The organism is Blautia sp. MSK.18.38 (genome assembly GCF_024460535.1).
Lineage (GTDB): Bacteria > Bacillota > Clostridia > Lachnospirales > Lachnospiraceae > Blautia_A > Blautia_A fusiformis.
The window spans coordinates 14,525-37,137 of the sequence record NZ_JANFYP010000008.1 but is presented as its reverse complement, the minus strand read 5'-3'; the positions used below and the strand labels follow the sequence as shown (position 1 = coordinate 37,137).

Here is a 22,613-nt window from a genome sequence, read left to right as displayed (position 1 = left end):
TAAGGATACAAAAGGAGCAATATGAACAGGGAGTATGAATTTTCAGTAGTTGTTTTTGCAAAAGATACCGCAAAGCTTTACAGAACCTTTAAAAATGTACGTGAGGTCACACCGGAAGGAACGGTACAGATCCTTGCAGTATGCATTGCAGGAGATATGGATATTCCTGATGAACGGGACATGCGGGAGCTGGAGGAAGCCGGAGAAAAGGAGAAAGAGCTCAAGGACGAAGAGCTGGATAAGATCTACGGAGAGTTCAATCCGGAGGATCCTCGTTTCCGGGAGATGCTGGATGACCGGGATCTTTTATATATTGACGGACTGGAATGCGGGGATCTTGTGGCGGAGCTGAAGGATAAGATAGCCGGAAGCTATGTTGTTTTTGCAAAAGCCGGAATCCGTTTTTCCCCAAAATCCAGTGCAGAGATCAGACGCTGCTTTGAGGAAGAAAACAGAGATGTTGTCCTAACAAAGATCCGTGGAAAAGGAAATATCTATGTGCGGGAGCATAATAATTACTGTAACCGTTTCACCGAAAAAACAACGCTGGATAACAATGTATATCTTCTGCATCAGCTGTATACCGCTTACACATTTGCCGCAGATCAGGTGAAATGGGTATCCGAGATCCGTCCGGAGATCTGGTATCTGGATGTGATGACCATGGTATATCAGTCCGTTGTAAGCTGCCGGAGTCTGGGAGTGGCTTCAGGGGAAGATATCTATGTGCAGATCCTTGCGGACCATCTCATGGTGGATGATTGGAAGAATATGCTGCAGGATCCGGACCAGCTGGAGGTATTTTATCAGGAATTTTTCCGAAAGATCGCAGACTGCAGAATAAAAGAAAATCCTGTTCATGAAAAAAATGCAGATTATGTGCTGCTGTATTACAGCGCAAAAATAGCTGATATCATATTTGATAACGAGAAGCTTGATGAAGAGAAAAAGTGCAGATATGAGGAAGGTATCGAAAGCTTCCTGAAGCAGATGGAGTTTCCGGAGATCGTGATGTCCAATCAGCATATCAGCAGGGCAAACAAAGTATATCTTCTCCGGAAATATTATCCGGATATATGCAAAAAATTTCCGGATCAGGCAGACACGATCCTGAATCCCATATATGACAATCTCCGTGTCAAGATATTCCAGCCGGAAAAAGACCAGCTTCACTGTGAATTTTCCATTGTGGAGCCTGTGAGCAGGACAAACCGTGCATATATGATGACTGGTGGCAACACCTATGAAGCCAGATGGAAATATACACTGGAAAGAACCGGCTGGTGCAGAGAAGAAAGTGCCGTTGAGAAGCTGTATATCGTGGACATTCCGCTTTCCGAGATCCGGGAGTTTATCAGCTGGGGCACAGGCACAGATGGACATATAAATAAAATGTACAATATTTCCTACGGAAAATATGTGCCATTTACAAAGAAGCTGCCGCTTTTCCTGCATATAGAGGATAAGCTTCTGTATCTTAACGAAAAAGTCCGGATGATCCGTGGAGAGGATCAGGAAGATGCAAAGGTTCTGGGCCATCAGTATGAAGTAACGGTAGAGCCATACAGTCAGAGTAGGGAGAAACAGCTGAAGAAAAAACGCACCAAAGCAATATTTTCTCAGGGAAAGGCCGGAAAAAAGGCAGTTCTCGTACGTAAGCTCTACGAGATGCAGAAGGCAAAGCAGAAAAAGCAGATCTGGCTGATCTCCGATCGTACAACACGCGGAGATGACAACGGCGAAGTGATGTTCCGCTATCTCTGCGCCAATCCGGACCCTACGGTGGAGCCGTACTTTGTAGTCAACAAGGATACACAGGATTATGTGGAAATGAAGAAGCTTGGAAAGGTTGTGGAGCCTTTCTCCTGGAAGCATAAGCTTCTGTTCCTGCTGAATGAATTTTCACTGTCCTCCCAGGCTAACAAACCGGTGATCAATCCTTTTGGAAAGCTGGAGTATCTGTACCGCGATATCATCTATGACAAAAAGCTGGTATTTTTACAGCATGGTGTGACCAAAGACAACCAGTCCAAGTGGCTGAACAAATACAACCGTAATCTTTTCGGATTTATCGTCAGCACAAAGCCGGAATATGATTCTGCCTTTACCTATGACTATTTTTATCCGGAAAAAAATATCTGGCTTACGGGAATGCCGCGTTATGACCGTCTGGTCCATGATGAGCGTAAGTATGTGACGGTGATGCCTACCTGGCGCAAAAGCCTTTCCTCAGGAACCGATGCCAGAGGGGTATGGCAGCTTGGAAAAGAATTTCAGGAAAGCGAATATTTCCATTTTTATGATGATCTTCTCAACAGCGAAAGACTTCTGGGAGCGGCAGAGAAGTACGGATATACCATCTGCTTCATGCCTCACCCAAATACCATTGACGGTCTGCATATGTTCCGTCATGATCCACGGGTAAAATTTATGGATTCGTCTTATTCCTACAAGGACATTTTTGCCCAGACAGATCTGATGATCACGGACTATTCTTCGGTTGCCTTTGATTTTGCATATTTGAGAAAACCCATCGTATACTCCCAGTTTGACAGAGACAGCTTTTTCAGTGGCGCGCATTCCTACACAGAGGGATACTTTGACTATGAGAGAGATGGCTTCGGAGAGGTGGAGCATACACTGGACGGAACTGTGGACCGGATCATCGAATATATGGCAGACGGCTGTCAGATGAAAGAGGAATATCGGAAACGAATGGATGAGACCTTTGCATTTAATGACCGTAACTGTTCCAAACGAGTTTATGAGAGGATCATCGAGAATCGGTAATATGGAGGTTGGATTTTGGAAGGAAAGCAGGCAATAAAGTTTGATAAATATAATTCTCAGGCGATGAAGGGCATTGCCATTGTTATAATGCTGTTCCATCATATGTATCTGAGTCAAGACAGATTTGAGGGGCTGAATGTTGTTTTCACTCCGTTTTCAGCAGATCGGATCATGTATCTGTGCAGAACATTTAAGATCTGTGTACCGATCTATGCATTTATTTCCGGATACGGACTGTATCTCAGTTACAGAAAAAATAATTCTACACCTGGCAAGTGGACAGCCAAAAGACTGATAAAAACAATGGGAGGGTTCTGGATTATATGGGGGCTTTCTGTTGTGAGCTCACAGCTTTATAACGGCTATGCCGTGGCCAGATATTTCGGAAACGGGAATATTGCCAAAGGTGTTAGCGCAATGGTGCTGGATTTTTTTGGTCTGGCGAAACTTTTCGGAACTTCGACTCTGAACGGAACCTGGTGGTATATGAGTGCGGCGATCATTTTTATCATCTGTGTGCCACTGTTTATGATAAAGGAAGAATATCTGGTATTTATTCTTGTGGCTGTTGCGGCATTTCCACGGATAATTTCCCTGGAGGTTATGGGAATTACGGGTATTTATGCATTTTTACCGGTATTTCTCATGGGAATGTGTGTAGCCAAGTATGATCTGTTTAACCGATGGTTTAAGATATGGAATGCTGGAATGAAGCATGTTTTCAAATTTCTTCTGGAGCTTCTTGCGGTGTTTATTTTGTATAAAGCGTACAGAACTTTGCCGCTGACGGTATACAGTGAGATCCACTGGGGTGTGTATCCAATTGTATTTATGGCATTTTGCTGCGAATTTATTAATGTCATTCCGGGAGTGCGACAGATTTTATTGTTCCTCGGAAAACATTCCATGAATATATTTCTGATACATACATTTATAAGAAAATATTCTTTTGTGTATGTGAGTGGATATTTTCTGACCAATACACTGACGCTTCTGCTGGCTTCACTGGCAGTGTCCATAGCGCTGGAATGGCTGAAAAAGGTAACCGGCTACAACCGCCTGATCCAGAACATCTGCATGAAAATAGGATAATAAAGATAAAGGAGAAAGACCTGTCATTGTCTGTGGCAGGTCTTGTTAAAGTATGAAAGCAAAAAAAACAGTTTGTATATATTGGTTGATATTAATAGTGGTTTTTGGAGGAATTATTGGTATCAGAAGTACAGAGATAAAGGTCGAGGCTGCTGAAAGAACGGTACGATTTTGGGATAACAGTGGAAATTATCTTCAGAAATCTGGCGGGAACTGGTATTTGAAAGATTCTAAGAAGCGAAAACTTACCGGATTACGTTATTTGTCAATTCCAAAGACAGAGTTTTTAAAAACAGGATTTTATATGTTTGATAAAAACGGAAAACTTTTGAGAAAACAATCCGTGTATTATTTTGATAAAAAGACAGTTTCTGGTGTCCGCTTTGATAAATACCACATCACAGACTCCAATGGAAGAATTTCAAAGGGAGAGCGTGGCTTTGTAAACGTAGCTGAACAGAAGGTACGGGGCAAAAAAATTATCGCAGGCATTTATTATGTGGAAGCGTACGGAAAACTGGCTGATCGTGGAACAGTACGCTATATAAGACAGAGAAGATTCGGTGGGCGTAATTTTAAAAGTGGTTATTATTATTTCTATGGAACCGGAAGAATCTGCATGCGTCCGTCTTTTCATAAAGTGAACAAAACAGTTCAGGGAAAAAAGTTTAACGGAATCTATTATTTTGGCAATGATAATGGGAGAATGGTACAGAAGGCAGGGTGGGTAACCTGTGAGGGCCAGCAATATTATGTAGACCAAAATGGAAAAATGCTGGTGAACCGGTGGAAAGATGGTTATTACCTGAAATCGAACGGAACCATTGCGAAAAATATGAAAACACCGGATGGTCAGTATGTGGACTGGCAGGGAAGAAAAAGTACAAGATCAGAGTATGCTCTAAGTGCATTTAAATCGGAATTGGAGAGCTTTGTTTCTGCCTACGGTGGAAACTGGTCTGTTTATATAAAAGATCTGAAAACAGGAAATGTTGTAAACATAAATGATCGGGAAATGTATCCGGCAAGTACGATCAAGGCATTTGTGATGGCGTCGGTCTATGATCAGATCCGTCAGGGAAAAATGCAATACAGCTCCGGTGTGTACAGCTTGCTGTGGGATATGATCACTGTCAGTGATAATGAATGTTATAATGAACTGGTAAGGCGTCAGGGAGGCGGAAGCTTTGTAGGAGGAACGGCTGTAGTGAACCAGTATCTTCGAAAGAACGGTTACAAAAATACCGGTTGTCACAGTTCCCTGCATCCATCTTCTTCTGCCTGGAGCAGTGATGGCTGGCGTAACACGGCATCTGCAAAAGATTGTGGGAGACTCTTAGAAAAAATCTATCGAGGTCAGTGTGTTTCTCAACAGTATTCCAGAGAAATGCTAAATCTTTTACTGCATCAGACGAAACGATACAAAATTCCATCAGGTCTTCCGACAGGTATAGTATGCGCGAACAAAACTGGTGAGACAAGCTCAGTTCAGCATGATATGGCAATCGTCTATGGAAAGAAAACAAATTATGTATTATGTATATTTTCAGAAGGCGCTTCCGAAGATCATTTACTGTACGGAATCCGTTCGATTTCTTCAAGAGTATATCAATATTTGAATAAATAAAGATCAGTCAGCAGTCATAGGATCAAGAAACTTCCTTAATTGGGCAAAAATAAGGAGTGATCATTGACGTGCTGGCTGATTTTGTATTATCAAAGAAATGGTTGTGGAAGAATTTTTTACATAAGCGTTTTTCTTAGCCCTAAATATGCCGGATATTTCCGGTGTCAGTAGTATCGTATCCGGTTTGAAGAGCTAAAAACCGGCGGAAAGGTTCGGATGCAATGGTTTCCGCTACGGCCTGAAAGCCGGGGGTGCTCAGATTTTTGGTCTGCATAACCAGGAAGAGTGATTCCTGGCAAACAGGAAGAAAATCCAGCTCCGGAAAGCTTCTCGCTACACAGGCCTCGCCAAGAGCTATGTCTGCCTGTCCGCCAGCCACTGCAGCAGCCGTGGAGTGATCGGTAACAAGCTCATTTCGATATCCGGATATGGAATCCGGTGAAATTTCGGAAGACAGAAGTGTACGGTCAAGAAGGATACGACGGCTGCTTCCTTTTTCGCGGTTCACAAAAATAATATCTGCCCGTGTAAGATCAGAAAATCCCCGGATATTCTTGGGATTTTCTTTTTTTACATAGAAGCCGACAGGATATTGACACAGAGAGATCACAGTCAGTGGGATACCGGGTATAAGGCTATGGATATCTTCCGGTGAGGCGGATGCACAGGCAATGTGGACTTTTTCAAAATAGAGAGAATACAGTCCGTTGTAGGTGTTCATGTGAGACTGCAGAACCGGCAGATTGTCCGGGTGTGTGGGAAGCTGATTCAGGAGAAGATCCAGAGCCGGAGAACACTGTCCGCTGATGATCAGTCCACTGGAATGCAGAAGATAATCCCTTTTCAAAAGAGAGCTCTCCGGCTGGTGATCATAAGACTGAGCAGAAGACGCAGAACATTCCGAACCCTTAAGATACTGAGACAGCTGTTCCTCGCTGACCCGCAGCTGTTTGCCGACTTTGGAGGAGGAAAGCTCTCCGCGTTTGATCAGGTCATATACTGTGGATTTTTTGATCTTTAGTTTATCTGCAACTTCCTGTGCTGTGTAGACTTTATTCATCGATACCTACCATAACATTGGTTGCCTTAATCACTGCGTAAGCATCAGAGCCTACTTTCAGTCCAAGTTCTTCCACCGCCGCACAGGAGATGGTAGCAGTGATGATATTTCCACCACCGATATCGATGGAAACGATGGAATTTACAGCTCCCTGGTTGATGTTGATGATTTTTCCTTTTAACTGATTACGTGCACTGAGTTTCATAAGTAATTCTCCTTTTCTTGAATATTGAATGAACCGGATCAGGCAAGTTCTCTGCTTACGTTGTGCAGAGCAATGAACCTTGTGTGGGATTTGTCTGTATCAGGAGTGCTGTAAGCCACTCATGATAAGATAAGAAACGAAGCGGATCGTGAACATCCGCCTGGCTTGTCAACTATGTATTTATGATAGCACTTGTAGAGAAAAACAGCAATGCCTTATAGCTTGACAAGAAACTTTCCTTTCGGTAAAATTAAACAAAACCATTCAAAACTAAACAAAACTGAACGAAACGGAAAAGGAGAGAAACAAAAGATGAAGAAAAAAATCTTAGCAGCCCTTACCGCGGGAATTTTAACAACAGGCCTTATGACCGGAACTGTTTTTGCGGCGGACACAGAAGTGAAAGGTGATGAGAACCTGAAGGGAGAGGTTTATGCATTTATTGCTGCCAGCCTCAGCAATTCCATGGAGGAGATCCAGAAGGATTTCAATGAGCTTTATCCGAATGTAACGATCTATTACAGTGCAGACAGTTCAGGTACACTGCAGACACAGATCGAGGAAGGTGCACGCTGTGATCTTTTTTTTTCAGCAGCAGATAAACAGATGGATGCCCTCACAGAGGAAAAACTGACAAAGGAAGACACCGTTAAGGATCTTCTTGAGAACAAAGTCGTTCTGATCAGACCAAAGGACGGAGAGACAAAGGTAACAGGATTCGAGAATATCACAGACGCTGAGAATATGGCGCTTGCAGGAGAGGATGTTCCGGTGGGACAGTACGCCCGTGAGATCTTTAACAATCTTGGAATCATGGACGATGTAAACAAAATGGAGATCAACGAGTGCAAGAATGTAACGGATGTACTTGCAGCAGTCAGTGAAGGAAGTAATGAGGTTGGTGTTGTATATGCGACAGATGCTGCATCTGTTACTGATAAAGTAGATATCATCGCAGAGGCGCCGACAGACAGCCTTAAGACGCCGGTTCTTTATCCTGTGGGACTTATCGAGGACAAGGAAGCATCGGAAGACGATACCAGGGCAGCAGAGGCTTTTCTTGATTATGTGGAGTCTGACGCAGCAATCAAGGTATTTGAGGACTATGGATTTACAGCATATGAGGCTGAGGATTCCGAGGATGCCACAGAAGCTTCTGCAGACAACACGGAGGCTGAGGACAGCACATCCAAATGAGTATGATGTAGAAAACCGGCAGGCAGTAAATACTGAAACACAGTAAATGCCGGCACAGGAATGAAATATGACAGAACTTTTGAGAGAAATAAACTGGAGTCCTCTGTGGATTTCCTTAAAAACAGGTCTGGCAGCCACAGTGATCGCTTTTTTTCTGGGAATATTTTGCGCCCGAAAGATCATGAAGCTGAAGCCGGGAGCCAGAGCAGTACTGGATGGGATCCTTACTCTTCCGCTGGTACTTCCTCCTACAGTGGCTGGATTTTTTCTGCTACTGATCTTCAGTCTGAAAAGGCCCTTCGGAAGCTTTCTTCTGGATAATTTTGATATTAAGATCGTGCAGACCTGGAAGGGCTGTGTGATCGCAGCGGCAGTGATCGCATTTCCGCTGATGTACCGCAATGCACGGGCTGCTTTTGAACAGGTGGATATAAATCTTATCCATGCAGGCCAGACTCTGGGGATGAGCGACAGCCGGATCTTCTGGCGGGTAGTCATGCCTGCGGCAGGACCGGGGATCGCATCCGGAACAGTGCTGGCATTTGCACGTGCAATCGGAGAATATGGCGCAACCTCCATGCTTGCCGGAAATATCCTTGGAAAAACCAGAACAGTTTCTGTTGCCATTGCATCAGAGACAGCAGCCGGAAATTACGGAACTGCAGGATTCTGGGTCGTTGTGATCGTGCTGATCTCCTTTGTGATCGTAGCGCTGATCAATATCGTATCCGGAAGAGGAATGAAAACAAGAAGGTGGATCTGATGGCAGTCAAAGTAAATATCGAAAAAAACTTCCGTGATTTTTCCCTGAAGGTAGATTTTGAAGGCAGTTCGGCAGCCATTGGGCTTCTTGGTGCTTCCGGCAGCGGAAAAAGCATGACCTTACGCTGTATTGCAGGAATCGAAACACCGGATAAGGGAAGGATCGTCATCAATGGAAAAACAGTGTTTGATTCTGAAAAAGGGATCAATTTGAAACCGCAGAAGCGTCGGATCGGATATCTGTTTCAGAATTATGCGCTGTTCCCAACCATGACAGTGGAACAGAACATCCGCTGCGGTTATCGTGGGGAAAAATCCTCCGCCAGAGAAAAAGTGGCAGATCTGATCCGGCGATATCATCTGGAGGGGCTGGAGAAGCGCCTGCCCTCACAGCTTTCCGGCGGACAGCAGCAGAGAGTGGCACTGGCCAGAATGATGATCGGAGAGCCGGAAGCTATTCTTCTGGATGAGCCGTTTTCCGCACTGGACGGTTACTTGAAGGATGTGCTCCAGCGGGAGATGCAGGATTTCCTCAAGGACTATCCGGGAGATATGATCCTTGTGACACACAGCAGAGATGAGGCCTATAAATTCTGCAGGGAGCTTTCCATTGTACATGAAGGCAGGATCCTTGTGACCGGGGAGACAAAGCAGCTGTTTGAGAGACCGGGACTTCTGGAGGCAGCAAAGCTTACCGGCTGTAAGAATTTTTCCAGAGCGGAGAGGCTGGGACCTCACGAAATCTATGCGGCGGACTGGAAAATGAAGCTCCATACCGAAGAAAACGTAGATATGGATATTACCCATGTAGGGATCCGCGGCCACTGGATCCGCCCGGAATCAAAGCCGGGTGAGAACTGTATGGCAGTACGGGTAGACCAATACATAGAAACTACATTTGAACATCAGTATATGATCCGAAACAAAGCGGAAGAGAATGCTGCCGGATTATGGTGGATGCGTCCCAAAAACAGCTTTACGGAGGATCCGGATAAAGATCTTCCGGAATATCTGTATCTTCCACCGGAGCATCTGATGCTGCTGAAATAAAGAACCCCCGGAAACAGACATTATCTGCTGTTTCCGGGGATTTTTTGTGTTCCTGCATTTTTGATGGATTTTTACGAGCAGAATCTATTTTCCATGATTTCCGGAATAGGTGATGTAATCGGACACCATCATGGCAAGCTTGAAGGCCAGTGCATCCTCAAAGGTACGGATATCCAGGCCAAATCGCTTCTGCAGCTTTTCAAAACGGTACACCAGAGTATTCCGGTGCACATAGAGCTGTCTGGAGGTTTCAGAAAGGTTCAGGTTATTTTCAAAGAAGGTCCGGATGATATTGAGGGTTTCGTCGTCAATAGATTCCAGGGATTCTTCTCCGAAGATCTCGCCTACAAACATGTTGCAGACCTGAGTGGGAAGCTGATAGATCAGACGTCCGATGCCCAGACGGTTGTAACCGAAAACGTTTTTGTCAGCATAAAAGATCTTGCCGACCTCGAGAGCAGTGCGGGCTTCCTTGTAGGCATCGGAAAGCTCCATGATATCATCTGCAACATTGCTGTAGGAAACCCAGGCAGAGGTCATGGCCTCTGTATTGAGCATATCCACCAGCATGCAGGCGATACCATCCAGCTCTTCGTAGCTTTCGGTGCTCTGAAGCTCACGTACTACGATGATGCCGGAATCATCCAGTGCAGTGATAAAATCCCGTGTACGGGCAGAAAAGATGTTGCGGATGGTAGCCAGGGCATTTTCGTCCTTGTGCTGCTTGGTTTCCACAAGAAATACCGCACGGCGGGCGGAAGGTGTGATATGAAGACGGGCAGCCTTGTTAAAAGCTTCTACCTGGGAATAACGGTCCAGGAGAAGATTTTGCATAAAGGAGTTCTTGTCTGTTTTTTCCGTATAGGCAGTGAGGAGACTTTCTACCTGGCAGACAGCAAGCTCTCCGATGGTAGAAGCCTGCTCTCCGGAGCCCCATACGATCAGAAGCATATTGCTCTGAGGTATGTTGTTCAGCTTGTACAGACTGCAGCTGCGGTTGGAGATGCATAAGGCAGGATCCTCCCGGAACTGAGCAAGCTTTTCAGAAGAAGGAAGTCGACGGTCCCCTGTGGAAATGTATATCTGGTCATTTTCATCCAGAATACAGAAATCAAGACCGCTGATCCGGGTCCAGTCATCCAGACATTTTTGAATTGTTTGCTGTATTTTCATAAAAAGCGTCCTTTCTGATGTGAAATAAAACTAGTGAAATAAAAAGAAACCCCGGGAAATCATATCCCCCGGGGTTACATTCTGTTTTTATGATTCGACGAGAATTAGTTTGTGATAGTAAGCTCTGTCTCTTTGTCGAAGAAGTGAGCTTTCTCCATATCGAATGCAAATCTGATCGGATCACCGGTCTTAGCTGTTGTACGAGGATCAACTCGTGCTGTAACCTGAGTTCCGTCAACATCGAAGTACAGGAATACTTCAGCACCAAGAAGCTCGTAAACTTTAACTACGGAGTTCATTGGTTTGCTTGGAGATGTCTCAAGGAACATCTGAGAATCATGAATATCCTCAGGACGGATACCAAGAACAACTTTCTTTCCAACATAGCCTTTGTCTTTCAGGACTTTAGCCTTAGCTGCCGGAACGATAATCTCATGCTCACCACCGATTGTAGCAATTACATTGCCGCCTTTCTCGGAGATAACAGCATCAAGGAAGTTCATCTGCGGAGATCCCATGAATCCTGCAACGAAGAGGTTGCCTGGTTTCTGATACAGGTTCTGTGGTGTATCAACCTGCTGAACAACACCGTCTTTCATAACAACGATTCTGGTACCAAGTGTCATAGCCTCTGTCTGGTCATGTGTTACATAGATGATAGTAGCGCCAAGTCTCTGATGGATCTTGGAGATCTCGATACGCATCTGTACACGAAGCTTAGCATCCAGGTTGGAAAGAGGCTCATCCATAAGGAATACCTTAGGATTACGAACGATAGCACGTCCCATAGCAACTCGCTGTCTCTGACCACCGGAAAGAGCCTTCGGTTTACGATCAAGAAGCTTGTCAAGGTCAAGGATTCTTGCTGCTTCACGAACAGCCTTGTCGATCTGGTCCTTCGGAACTTTACGAAGTTTAAGTCCGAATGCCATGTTATCATAAACTGTCATATGAGGATACAGAGCGTAGTTCTGGAATACCATTGCGATATCACGGTCCTTAGGCTCAACATCGTTCATGACTTTGTCACCGATCTTAAGTGTACCACCGCTGATCTCCTCAAGACCTGCGATCATACGAAGTGTTGTAGATTTTCCACATCCGGATGGTCCTACGAAGATGATGAATTCTTTGTCTTCGATCTCCAGGTTGAAATCTTTAACTGCCTGGAAGCCGTTCGGATAAGTTTTATTAATGTGAGATAATGATAAACTTGCCATTGTTGTTTCCCTCCAAAATTAATATATTGTTTTACGTAATTTCCTTTGCTGGTTAACAGTATATCGAAAATGAGAGAAAAGGGCTAGAGCTGAATCTTACAAAGTTTCCGGCAGTTTCTTGTCATTCTGACGAAAAAACGAAAGGGGATTTTTCGTCATTTTGTCAAAACGACGGTTTCCTATGTACAGGTTCACGAAACATTATACGGTATTCAGGCAGAATCCTCAATATGTAAAAAAAGTTCAAAGGAGTTATTTACAACTAACCTAAGTTGGAGTATACTAACTTATTAGATAAAAGAAAAGTTTTCTCAATAAAGGAGGGATCAGAATGCATATTGCAGAAGCCGAAACAGAAGAGAAAAAAACAGGATGCTACCGACATACAGAGATGCAGAGGGATCTTATTATAGAGAAACTGAAGGAGAAGGGGCTCCGCATCACCAGACAGAGAAAGATTCTTCTGGACATTATCCTGGAGGGAGAGTGCTCCTGTTGTAAGGAAATCTATTACAGGGCTTCCGCACTGGATCCGAAGATCGGTGTAGCTACAGTATACCGTATGGTCAATACGCTGGAATCCATCGGTGCTATCAGCCGAAAGAATATGTATCGCGTGGCATGCAGCACAAAAGGCGTCTGCACAGTAGAACTGGATGATGATACGATATGCCATCTGTCCGGACAGAAGCTTAATGAAGTGATCCTTGCAGGACTTCGGGCCTGCGGGGAGATCAGTGAACAGAATATCCGTACCCTGGCGCTGCTGCCTGTTCATGAGGTTGGGTGAGTATGGAAAAGCTATGGCACAATATAATAGGAAAGAAGAGGTTTGTACAGACTAAGAATTAGATAGATTAAACTATTAGCAAAAATTAACTGTTAGGCAAAAATAACTGAAAATTTAACGAATTGTGTTGAATTCACACAAAAAACACTGGACTTTTTTTTACAGACATTTTATAATAATGAAAATATCGGGACGGACATGAAAAATCCTCACCGGGAATCAGAAAAAAATAAAAATCATATATCAGGAGGAAATTATTATGGCAGACTTTAAATTCAAGAAATCAGGACTTTTTGCAGCAGGCGTTCTTTTCGGTACAGCAGGAATCAAGATCCTCACAAGCAAGGATGCGAAGAAGCTTTACACAGGATGCACAGCAGCCGTTTTAAGAGCTAAGGACTGCATCATGAAAACAGCTACGAATCTTCAGGAGAATGCTGAAGATATTTATGCTGAAGCTAAGGAGATCAATGAGGAAAGAGCAGCAGCTGAAGAGGCTGTAGAGGATGTTGAGACAGAAGCAGAGGAAACTGCAGATGAGGATGCATTCAAAGAAACAGCAGAAGAGACAGAAGAAGCAGCAGAAGAGACAGCTGAGTAAAGAGGCGATTTTCCGTGAAATTTTATATCAAACATGAGATAAGAGGCCGGCTTCGTATCCATCTTGCTCAGAAGAGGATGAGCTACGGGCAGGCAGATACGCTGTTGTATTATCTCGAGAATCTTGATGGAGTGGCTTCTGCCAAGGTATACGAGAGAACCTGTGACGCAGTTGTAAATTATCGGGGCAGTAGAGCTGCGGTTATCCGTGGTATCAGCGAATTTCATTATCAGGATGTAGAGGTTCCTTCACAGGTGCTGCAGAGCTCAGGGAGAGCACTGAATGCAGAATATCAGGAGAAGCTGATCTCCAAGGTGATCTGCCATTACGGAAGAAGGCTTTTTCTGCCATATCCGCTGAATGCCATTTATACAACAGCTACTTCCCTGAAATATATCTGGAAGGGAATCGATACACTTCTTCACCGTAAGATCGAGGTGCCGGTCCTGGATGCCACTGCAATTGGAGTGTCTGTATTACGTCAGGACTTTGGTACTGCAGGCTCCATCATGTTCCTGCTTGGAATCGGAGAGATCCTGGAAGAGTGGACGCATAAGAAATCCGTAGGTGATCTTGCAAGAACCATGTCCCTGAATGTTGGCAGGGTATGGCTGAAGAGAGAGGATCAGGAAATCCTGGTAGAGTCCGGAGAGGTCCAGCCGGGAGATGAGGTTGTTGTACGTATGGGTACCGTAATTCCTTTTGACGGAAGTGTTACAGATGGAGAGGCTATGGTCAACCAGGCTTCTCTTACCGGTGAGTCTGTACCTGTATGCAAGAAAGAGGGTAGCGTTGCCTATGCAGGCACTGTTGTGGAGGAAGGTGAGATCACCATCCGCGTAAAGACGGTAGGTGGTTCCAGCCGCTATGACAAGATCGTTACCATGATCGAGGAGTCTGAGAAGCTGAAATCTTCTTTGGAGGGAAAGGCAGAGCATCTGGCAGATAAGCTGGTTCCCTATACTCTTGGAGGAACAGCACTTACATATCTCCTCACCAGAAATGCCACCAAGGCCCTTGCGATCCTGATGGTGGATTTCTCCTGCGCGCTTAAGCTTGCAATGCCGATCTCTGTATTGTCTGCGATCCGTGAGGCCGGTACACATAAGGCTACAGTTAAGGGCGGTAAATATCTGGAAGCAATGGCTGAGGCAGATACCATCGTATTTGATAAGACAGGAACTCTGACAAAGGCGAAGCCAACCGTTGTGGATGTGGTTCCTTTTGACAACAATGATCCAGAGGAGATGCTGCGTATCGCCGCATGTATGGAAGAGCATTTCCCACACTCCATGGCCAAGGCTGTTGTCAGTGCTGCCAGGAAGAAGCATCTGGCCCATGAGGAGATGCATTCAAAGGTTGAATATGTAGTAGCGCATGGAATTTCCACTACGATCGAAGAACATAAGGCCGTGATCGGAAGCTATCACTTTGTATTTGAAGATGAGAAATGTCTGATCCCGGAGGATGGCAAGGAGAAATTCGACAATATTCCGGAAGAGTATTCCCATCTGTATCTTGCCATTGACGGACGTCTTGCAGCCGTGATCTGTATTGAAGATCCTCTTCGTGAGGAGGCGAAAGCTTCTGTAGAAGCACTGCGTGGGGCAGGGATTTCCAAGATCGTTATGATGACAGGGGACAGTGAGCGTACAGCAGCAGCCATTGCCAGACGTGTGGGAGTGGACGAATATTATTCCGAGGTACTTCCGGAGGATAAGGCCAACTTCATCGAAAAAGAAAAGGCAGCCGGAAGAAAGGTTATCATGGTAGGTGACGGAATCAATGATTCTCCGGCACTTTCCGCAGCCAATGTCGGTATCGCCATCAGTGATGGTGCTGAAATTGCCCGGGAGATTGCAGATATTACTGTAGGTGCAGATGATCTTCAGGAGCTTGTTGTTCTGAAAGAGATCAGCAATGCACTGATGAAGCGTATCAGACGCAATTACCGTTTTATTATTATCTTTAACGCAGGTCTTATCGCCTGTGGCGTTGCAGGTATCCTGCAGCCGACTTCATCCGCACTTCTGCATAATACCTCCACACTGGCGATCAGCCTGAAGAGTATGCAGAATCTGCTTCCATAGAAAATTTTTAACCGAATCAAGTAAGTCCCCTGCAGGATTGCGAATATCTGCTTGACAATAAATATAAAAAACCGGCCAGGTTATCGAAGAGATAAGAGCTTCGTACCTGGCCGCTTTTTTAGGCTACTCAGACGTGGATCGCAGGTATCAGCCTGAAGGTGTATGAAGTAAGTTTTATTCCTGAGGAAAGGGTTCGCTTTCCAACGTCAGTCCGTCAGTCATATGATAGCGTTTCTTTTGGGTATCCGAACGGAGAGGCCGGGTATGAAGGCTTCGGTACCTGGAGGGGCTCATATGATAAAATTTTTCGAAGGTATGTGCAAAATGCTGCCGGCTGTTGTATCCGGAAGAAAAGGCAATATCCGTAATGTGCAGAGTACTGTTGCACAGAAGAAAGGCGGCCTGTTCCATACGCTTGCGGTTGATATAGGTATTGATGGTGCAGCCGTTTTTTTCTGTAAAGAGCGCCTGCAGGTAGGATTTGTTGATCCCTGCATATGCGGAGATGGCAGGAATATCAATGTCTTCCAGATAATGCTCGTCAATATAGCGGAGCGCTTTTTTCAGATAGACGATTCCCTGGGTGCTCCGGCTGGAGCGGGCGCAGAATGCAAGCTCTGTAAGCATGCGGCTGAAAAGAAGAAAGAAGAGAAATTCTTCCTTTTGTATCTGACCGGAATTTTGTTGTAAAAAGGTGAGCAGATCCTTCAGGCTGTATCCGAAGCTGCGGGAATCCGTGCCGGAGCAAAAGCCCTGGGAGGCTTCCATAAAATTCCAGAACCGGGAAAATCCGGGATCCTTTTTCAGGAGAAGCTCCAGAGCAACCGGACTTTTTTCGGGAGTAAGGGAAAATTCCAGATTCAGGATCGAGCAGGGAAAACCATCCGGAATTTCCAGCCTGTGAGGTACATCCGGCCGGATAAAGATAAATTGCCCGGATTTCAGTGGGGATTCCGTGTCCTGTGTGCCATCCAGGCAGAAAACCCGGCAGGAACCGGAGGTGATATACATGATCTCATAGCTGGAATGTGTGTGATGCTCCATATGATAATAAGGCAGGGAGAGAGCATAAAAAGCAGAAATATGGAAATATCGGGAAGAGTCCTGGAAAATATCTGGCATGAAAAAACCTCCTGAGTATGCTGCGAAGCGGAATGTAAATATTTCAGCTGTAAATTGCGAGTCGGACAGATGCAGATATTCGATTAAATCGCCCTACATGTCTGATTGACTGTACTCTTTACTGTCAGAAAACAGTATATCACGCAAAAATAAATACGACAATATATTGCATTTTTACATTCAGGGGATGATACCTGTCACCTTATAAAAAAACAGATATTATACTGTGATCAGAATCAGAAAAACGGAGGGTATTTTCTATGAGCTATAAAAATGAAAACATGAAAATGATCGAATTACATGAGAATGGCCTGGATATCCAGTTTCGTATCCGGGAAAACGGCGTGGTAGAGCTGGCAGATTTTTCTTCACAGGAAGTAAAAAAAGCAGTCATGGAGCCGAAGGAGGATATCTGTTATCCGGCTGTTGAGATCCACAGAAGCGGCACAGGAAGCTTAAACATGCATGCCTACAAAAACAACATCAATCAGTCCTCTGTGGATTTTGTTTATGAGAACCATGAGCTGAAGGCACAGGCCGGCGGAAAAGAGCTGGAGATCGTAATGATTTCCCCGGAAAAGCTGAAGGCAGTATATCATATGCGCCTGTTTGACGGAGTGCCGGCAGTACAGACCTGGACAGAGATCATCAACGAGGGAAGCGAGGATCAGGGGCTGACCTATGTTTCTTCTTTTATGTATCAGGGAATCTCCAGAGGCGGCGAAAAGCCTTATTATAAAAAAACAGATATCTATGTGCCGTTTAACAGCTGGTGCTGTGAGGCACAGTGGCAGAAATACGATGCAGAAACGCTGAATTTAAACGGAATGGTCGTAGATGGCTTCAATCATCAGGGATATGGCCTGAACCGTTATTGTTACAGTGGAAAGGGCACCTGGTCTACCTGTGAGTATCTTCCCATGGGAATTGCCGAGGACAGAGAAACAGGGGAGACGTATATTTTCCAGATTGAAAGCTCCGGACAGTGGCTGGCAGAATATGGCTCTGCACAGGGCGGAAATCTGTATCTTGCCTTAAGCGGCGCCACAGAGCAGGAGCATGGCTGGTATAAGAATCTGAAACCGGGAGAAAGCTTTACAACCGTTCCGGCAGGGGCAGCTGTTGTAAAAGGTGGCCTGAATCCGGCAGCAGCGGCACTGACCAGATATCGGAGAAAAGTACGCAGACCGAATACGGACGATGAGAAGCTGAACGTGGTATTTAATGATTACATGAATTGCCTGATGGGAGACCCTACAACGGAGCGGGAGCTTTCCATCATTGACAAGGCAGCAGAGCTCGGATGCGAATATTACTGCCTGGATGCAGGCTGGTATGACGACGGATTCTGGTGGGACCGTGTCGGGGAATGGAAAGAAGCATCCGGAAGATTCCCCAATGGTCTGAAAGAAGTCTGCGATCATGCACACAGTAAAGGCCTGAAAATGGGACTCTGGCTGGAAATCGAGGTTATGGGAGTTGCCTGCGAACTGGCAAACAAGCTTCCGGATGACTGGTTTGTCTGCCGTCATGGAAAACGCCACATTGACAATAAACGCTATATGCTGGATTTCCGCAATCCGGAGGTACGGAAATATTGCCGTGATGTAGTAGACAGGCTGATCAATGATTACGGTGTAGAGTACTTTAAAGTGGACTATAACGTAACCATGGGATATGGAAGTGATCTGAACAGTGACAGCTGTGCAGATGCCATCCGTGAGCATTATGAATGTCTTCACCAGTGGTATGAGGAAATCTTCCGGGATCATCCGGAGCTTGTTGTGGAGAACTGCGGTTCCGGCGGACAGCGTATGGATTATGGTATGCTGAAGATCTTAAGCCTGCAGTCTACCAGTGATCAGACAGATTATCTCTACAATGCCAATATCGCTGCCAATGTAGCCAGTGCGGTAACTCCGGAGCAGGGTGGTATGTGGGTATATCCGTATGAGGATGAAGAAGAGCATGTGATCTACAATGTAGTAAATGGTATGCTTCTCCGCCCATATATCAGCGGTATGGTATGGAAGCTGGGCGAAAATTCCATGAACCGTATGAAGGAGGGAATCTCCCTGTATAAGGAGATCCGTGAGGAAGTCCGTGACGGCGTGCCGTTCTTCCCGCTTGGTTTTGGAACTCTGAAATCTGAAGTTCTTGCTTACGGAGTGAAAGCAGAGAAGAATACCTATCTTTCGGTATGGACACCGGGAACAACAGAAGCAGTGATCCCGCTGGAAAATGCAGAGCAGGTCCGCAGAGTATCCGTGATCTATCCGAAGGAAGAGATGTGCGGATATAAGATCGAAAATGGAAATCTTGTAGTGAAGATGCCACAGGAAAAAGTGGCCAGACTGTTTAAGATCGAGATGAAATAGAAAAGCGTGAAAGACCGTAAGTTTGACGAAGAGGCGTGGGCAAAAATAAATGGAAAATAAAAGAGCGCCGGCATTTTTACCAGAAAGCTCATCAGTCTGGATGAAGTTGTAAAGATCCCGGCTGTGTACCTGAATTATAAGAAATACAGATGGGTGAAGGATCTGACAGTGAAAAGCGAATAGAAACAGAAAACAGCAGAGCTGTATGTCCCGTGATTACAGGGAATATACAATTCTGCTGTTTTATTTTATGAGATTATCTGTTTTCCGCAAGATATTCTTCTGTAAGAGCAACCGCATCGGTGATACACTGCGGGCAGCTGCAGAGAACCTTGCCTGTCTCCACACCTTTTAATTCACGGCAGATACAGGAACCGTTTTTTTCTTTGAATTTCTGGATATAGGTGCGGAGCTTTTTGTAAGTGTCACCTTTGGAGCCGGAACCTTCTTCGGTATTTCCGCGGCTGTTGGAAAGTCCGATGATCATAGCCATACCGGAAAGAGCACCGCACATTTCCATAACACCCATTCCAAGGCCGAAGCCCTCGGCAATACGGAACATCTCGTTTTCATCGATGCCAAATTCCTGGCAGAAAGAACAGGCAACTGCCTGTGCACAGTTACAGCCATTCTCGTGTAATTTTGTAGCGTGTTCAGCTTTTGTACTCATGATTTCTTATCCTCCTGATTTCAGATCGCAAGCATATTTTTGATCGCTTCCATATAGATCAGTACTGCTTCTTCCATGCCGGAGACCAGGATAAATTCATCGGCTCCGTGGATACGGTAGTCAATTCCCTCTTTTTCAGGTCCGAAGGCTATGATGTTTTTGAGGGATTTTGCGTAAGTGCCGCCTCCGATGACCATTGGTTTGTGTTCGGTATCGCCGGTCACATCTGTGTAAGCTTTGTAAAGAGCATTTACCAGCGGAGATTCTCTTGGGAAGAATAACGGAGCAACAACCTTTATGATCTCAATACGACCGTTTTTATCTTCCAGTCTGTCCTGGCACATTTTGCGGATATCGGTCTCATTAAGAGTTACCGGAACACGGATATCGATGGTACAGGAAATGACACCGTTTTCTGTTTTTACGATTCCGTTGCATAACGTCAGATCGCCGTATTCATCTGCAAATTTCAGACCAATGCCGGAGCCGTCACATGCAGTGCCGATATGGGAGTTATAGAATTCCACAAAGTCATCTTCAAAGCCTGCTTTTGCCAGACATTCAAAGGTTACTCCTGCAGCATTGACACCGAGATGGGGAGTGCTGGCATGAGCCGGAATACCTTTGGCGTAGATGGTGAGCTCACCATTTTCTTCGGTTACCTTATATTCCTGGAGCTTCGTCCGGGAAAGTGCGGATTCCAGCTTTTCCTTCAGACCGTCCTCATCGGGAACAATGGTTGTACAGGTGTCACACATTGCATTGGATACAAAACCGCCGTTCATGGAGATAATCCGGGTGTTTTTGGAGCAGGCGATCATGGCAAGCTGACCTTTTTCACCGTGGATACACGGGAAGCTGGCATCCGGTGTGAAACCGCAGGAAAGCTCTTCTGCTACCTGATTGTAGTGATCCATACATTTGGAACCTGTTTCCTCGTTGCAGCCCATGATCAGGCGGACTCTTTTGTTCAGCTTCACGCCGTGGTCGCGGAGAAGCTTCATGGCATAGAGCGCTTCTAGGATAGGGCCTTTGTCATCAGTGGTCCCGCGGCCGTATACATGATCGTCTTCACGGGTAAGGCGGAACGGATCGTAGGTCCAGTCTCCGCCTACAGGAACGATATCCAGATGACCGGCGATGCCGACGATCTCATCGCCCTCACCCATTTCGGCATAACCGCAGTAGTTATCCAGGTTTACGGTTTTAAAGCCAAGTTCTTCGGCAATCTTCAGTCCCTCTTCCAGGGCTTTTGCAGGACCCTCACCAAATGGTTTTCCCTCGGAAGGGGTACCGAGCTGGGAGTCAATGGCAACCAGTCTGCCAAGATTTGTGAGCATTTCTTCTGATAATGCGTGGATTTCCTCTTTAATATCCATATTGATTTCCTCCTGTTTACAGCGTTCCGGAAAGTGACAGGATGGAACGCTGATGTTATGAGCTCTATTATAGCATAGATTGTAATGAATGGCAGAGTGGATTTTTACCTGTTGAAGACGTACCGATCCATTCGGCGGAAGGCTTCTTCTATGCGGGAACGGGGTGAGGCCAGATTCATTCTTAGGTGACAGGGACCGAAAAACATCCTGCCGTCCTGGACAGCAACGCCGACATCCCAGCAGGCTTTTTCCACATCTTCGATTGTTTTGCCATGGGCAGTACACCAGCCGGTGCAGTCGGCAAAGAGCATGTAGGTGCCTTCCGGTCTGGAAACGTTGACACCCTTAAAGTGCCGGTCAATGTAATCACAGGCAAAGCTTACATTTCCGCTTAGTACTTCGCATAGTTCATCGGTCCATTCATAGCCTTCAGGCTGATAAGCGCCAAGCAGAGCGTGCATGGACAGAACATTCATCATATTATAATGGCTCAGACTGGACTCCTTCAAAATACGATCCCGCCACCAGCTGTTGTATACAATGTGATAGCTGCCAACAAGTCCTGCCAGATTAAAGGTTTTGGATGGAGCGTAGAAGGCCGCTGTACGCTGGCGGGCATCTTCGCTGACGGACTGGCTGGGGATATGCTTATGGCCATTCAGGATGAGGTCAGACCAGATCTCGTCTGAGATGACGTAGACATCATATTTTCGGTACAGCTCCATGGCTTTTTCCAGCTCCCAACGTTCCCACACGCGTCCGCAGGGATTGTGTGGATTGCAGAGAATGGCAGCGTGGATCTTCTTTTCACGGAGTTGTTTTTCCATGTCTGCATAATCCATTCTCCATATGCTGTTTTCATCCTTTATCAGAGGAGAGTGTACGGCCTCGTAGCCGTTGTTTTTCAGACTTTTGGTGAAGCCTATGTATGTCGGACTGTGAACCAGGACGTTATCACCGCGGGAGCAGACGCAGTTCAGTGCACTGATAACTCCGCCCAGAACGCCATTTTCGTAGCCAATGTGTCTGGGCTTCAGACCGGTGACACCGTGGCGTGTTTCCTGCCAGCGGATGATGGCTTTATAATATTCCGGCGGGGCTTCGAAGTAACCGAAGGCCGGGTGACTGGCCCGTTCGATGATCGCCTGCTGTATGGTAGGTACAGTAGGAAAGTTCATGTCTGCTACCCACATCGGGATGGCATCGAAGCCCTCCTTCGGCGGGGCAGGAGAGAAACCATCGCCCTTCAGGCCGTCTACTGCGATGGAATCTCTGCCATGTCGGTCAATGATGGAAGTGAAGTCGTATTTCATATGAATGCTCCGTTACTGAAAACTTATAAAAAGTTATAAACTTCTATGTTTCATTCCTACTTCAACGAGTATGCTTTTGATGATATAAATATCT

General features: G+C 45.6%; 18 protein-coding genes. 10 read left to right on the top strand and 8 right to left on the bottom strand.

Annotation, left to right across the window (positions count from 1 at the left end):
• Window positions 1-21 precede the first annotated feature (21 nt).
• The 3 genes from NE638_RS06760 to NE638_RS06750 are packed head-to-tail and all read left to right on the top strand — an operon-like array spanning window position 22 to window position 5,509.
• Window positions 22-2,790, top strand: a complete 2,769-nt coding sequence (locus tag NE638_RS06760; RefSeq protein WP_059086128.1) for a CDP-glycerol glycerophosphotransferase family protein — start codon at window positions 22-24, stop codon at window positions 2,788-2,790.
• Window positions 2,791-2,805: 15 nt separating this feature from the next.
• Complete coding sequence (locus NE638_RS06755) at window positions 2,806-3,882, top strand: acyltransferase family protein (RefSeq protein ID WP_110102795.1); 1,077 nt, start codon at window positions 2,806-2,808, stop codon at window positions 3,880-3,882.
• A 52-nt stretch (window positions 3,883-3,934) separates the two neighbouring features.
• Entirely contained in the window at window positions 3,935-5,509 is a 1,575-nt protein-coding gene (locus NE638_RS06750) for a serine hydrolase (protein WP_110102794.1), read from the top strand.
• A gap of 139 nt (window positions 5,510-5,648) precedes the next feature.
• Here the strand turns inward: NE638_RS06750 and NE638_RS06745 are convergent, their stop codons facing one another.
• Window positions 5,649-6,569, bottom strand: coding sequence for a substrate-binding domain-containing protein (locus NE638_RS06745; RefSeq protein WP_118608662.1), 921 nt, complete (start codon window positions 6,567-6,569; stop codon window positions 5,649-5,651).
• Window positions 6,562-6,774 (bottom strand): TOBE domain-containing protein, encoded by a 213-nt coding sequence (locus NE638_RS06740; RefSeq protein ID WP_015527392.1) that lies wholly within the window; start codon window positions 6,772-6,774, stop codon window positions 6,562-6,564. Before NE638_RS06740 ends, NE638_RS06745 begins: the two co-directional genes overlap by 8 nt.
• A 312-nt stretch (window positions 6,775-7,086) precedes the next feature.
• Between NE638_RS06740 and modA the strand changes: the two genes are divergently transcribed.
• The 3 genes from modA to NE638_RS06725 all read left to right on the top strand — a co-directional run bounded on the left by modA (window position 7,087) and on the right by NE638_RS06725 (window position 9,783).
• Window positions 7,087-7,971 carry a molybdate ABC transporter substrate-binding protein gene (modA, locus tag NE638_RS06735; protein ID WP_118608663.1) on the top strand — a complete coding sequence of 295 codons (885 nt, stop codon included), beginning with the start codon at window positions 7,087-7,089 and terminating at the stop codon, window positions 7,969-7,971.
• A gap of 67 nt (window positions 7,972-8,038) precedes the next feature.
• Window positions 8,039-8,734: a molybdate ABC transporter permease subunit gene (gene modB, locus NE638_RS06730; protein ID WP_118608664.1), complete on the top strand. Its 696-nt coding sequence runs from the start codon at window positions 8,039-8,041 to the stop codon at window positions 8,732-8,734.
• A complete protein-coding gene (locus NE638_RS06725) occupies window positions 8,734-9,783 on the top strand; it encodes a sulfate/molybdate ABC transporter ATP-binding protein (protein WP_118608665.1) in 1,050 nt (349 codons plus the stop codon). Before modB ends, NE638_RS06725 begins: the two co-directional genes overlap by 1 nt.
• Before the next feature lie 84 nt (window positions 9,784-9,867).
• On the opposite strand, the gene NE638_RS06720 is transcribed toward NE638_RS06725, so the two are convergent.
• Window positions 9,868-10,956 carry a PucR family transcriptional regulator gene (locus NE638_RS06720; RefSeq protein ID WP_022426073.1) on the bottom strand — a complete coding sequence of 363 codons (1,089 nt, stop codon included), beginning with the start codon at window positions 10,954-10,956 and terminating at the stop codon, window positions 9,868-9,870.
• A gap of 104 nt (window positions 10,957-11,060) precedes the next feature.
• Window positions 11,061-12,176 (bottom strand): ABC transporter ATP-binding protein, encoded by a 1,116-nt coding sequence (locus NE638_RS06715; protein WP_118608666.1) that lies wholly within the window; start codon window positions 12,174-12,176, stop codon window positions 11,061-11,063.
• 331 nt (window positions 12,177-12,507) lie between these two features.
• Between NE638_RS06715 and NE638_RS06710 the strand changes: the two genes are divergently transcribed.
• From NE638_RS06710 to NE638_RS06700, 3 genes are all read left to right on the top strand, one after another.
• On the top strand, window positions 12,508-12,966 hold the full coding sequence (locus NE638_RS06710; protein WP_021651932.1) for a transcriptional repressor: 459 nt from the start codon (window positions 12,508-12,510) through the stop codon (window positions 12,964-12,966).
• A gap of 259 nt (window positions 12,967-13,225) precedes the next feature.
• Window positions 13,226-13,567 carry a DUF6110 family protein gene (locus tag NE638_RS06705; RefSeq protein ID WP_110102788.1) on the top strand — a complete coding sequence of 114 codons (342 nt, stop codon included), beginning with the start codon at window positions 13,226-13,228 and terminating at the stop codon, window positions 13,565-13,567.
• A gap of 14 nt (window positions 13,568-13,581) precedes the next feature.
• Window positions 13,582-15,657: a heavy metal translocating P-type ATPase gene (locus tag NE638_RS06700; RefSeq protein ID WP_256137131.1), complete on the top strand. Its 2,076-nt coding sequence runs from the start codon at window positions 13,582-13,584 to the stop codon at window positions 15,655-15,657.
• A gap of 174 nt (window positions 15,658-15,831) precedes the next feature.
• Here NE638_RS06700 and NE638_RS06695 read toward each other — a convergent pair whose 3' ends face one another.
• Complete coding sequence (locus NE638_RS06695; RefSeq protein WP_173745934.1) at window positions 15,832-16,779, bottom strand: AraC family transcriptional regulator; 948 nt, start codon at window positions 16,777-16,779, stop codon at window positions 15,832-15,834.
• A 260-nt stretch (window positions 16,780-17,039) separates the two neighbouring features.
• Here NE638_RS06695 and NE638_RS06690 point away from each other — a divergent pair, with 260 nt between their 5' ends.
• Window positions 17,040-19,157 carry a glycoside hydrolase family 36 protein gene (locus NE638_RS06690; protein ID WP_173745933.1) on the top strand — a complete coding sequence of 706 codons (2,118 nt, stop codon included), beginning with the start codon at window positions 17,040-17,042 and terminating at the stop codon, window positions 19,155-19,157.
• 256 nt (window positions 19,158-19,413) lie between these two features.
• On the opposite strand, the gene NE638_RS06685 is transcribed toward NE638_RS06690, so the two are convergent.
• The 3 genes from NE638_RS06685 to NE638_RS06675 all read right to left on the bottom strand — a co-directional run bounded on the left by NE638_RS06685 (window position 19,414) and on the right by NE638_RS06675 (window position 22,519).
• Entirely contained in the window at window positions 19,414-19,827 is a 414-nt protein-coding gene (locus NE638_RS06685; RefSeq protein WP_022426236.1) for a C-GCAxxG-C-C family protein, read from the bottom strand.
• 20 nt (window positions 19,828-19,847) lie between these two features.
• On the bottom strand, window positions 19,848-21,206 hold the full coding sequence (locus NE638_RS06680; protein ID WP_022426237.1) for a M20 family metallopeptidase: 1,359 nt from the start codon (window positions 21,204-21,206) through the stop codon (window positions 19,848-19,850).
• A 104-nt stretch (window positions 21,207-21,310) separates the two neighbouring features.
• Window positions 21,311-22,519: a MalY/PatB family protein gene (locus NE638_RS06675; RefSeq protein ID WP_118608670.1), complete on the bottom strand. Its 1,209-nt coding sequence runs from the start codon at window positions 22,517-22,519 to the stop codon at window positions 21,311-21,313.
• Window positions 22,520-22,613 lie beyond the last annotated feature (94 nt).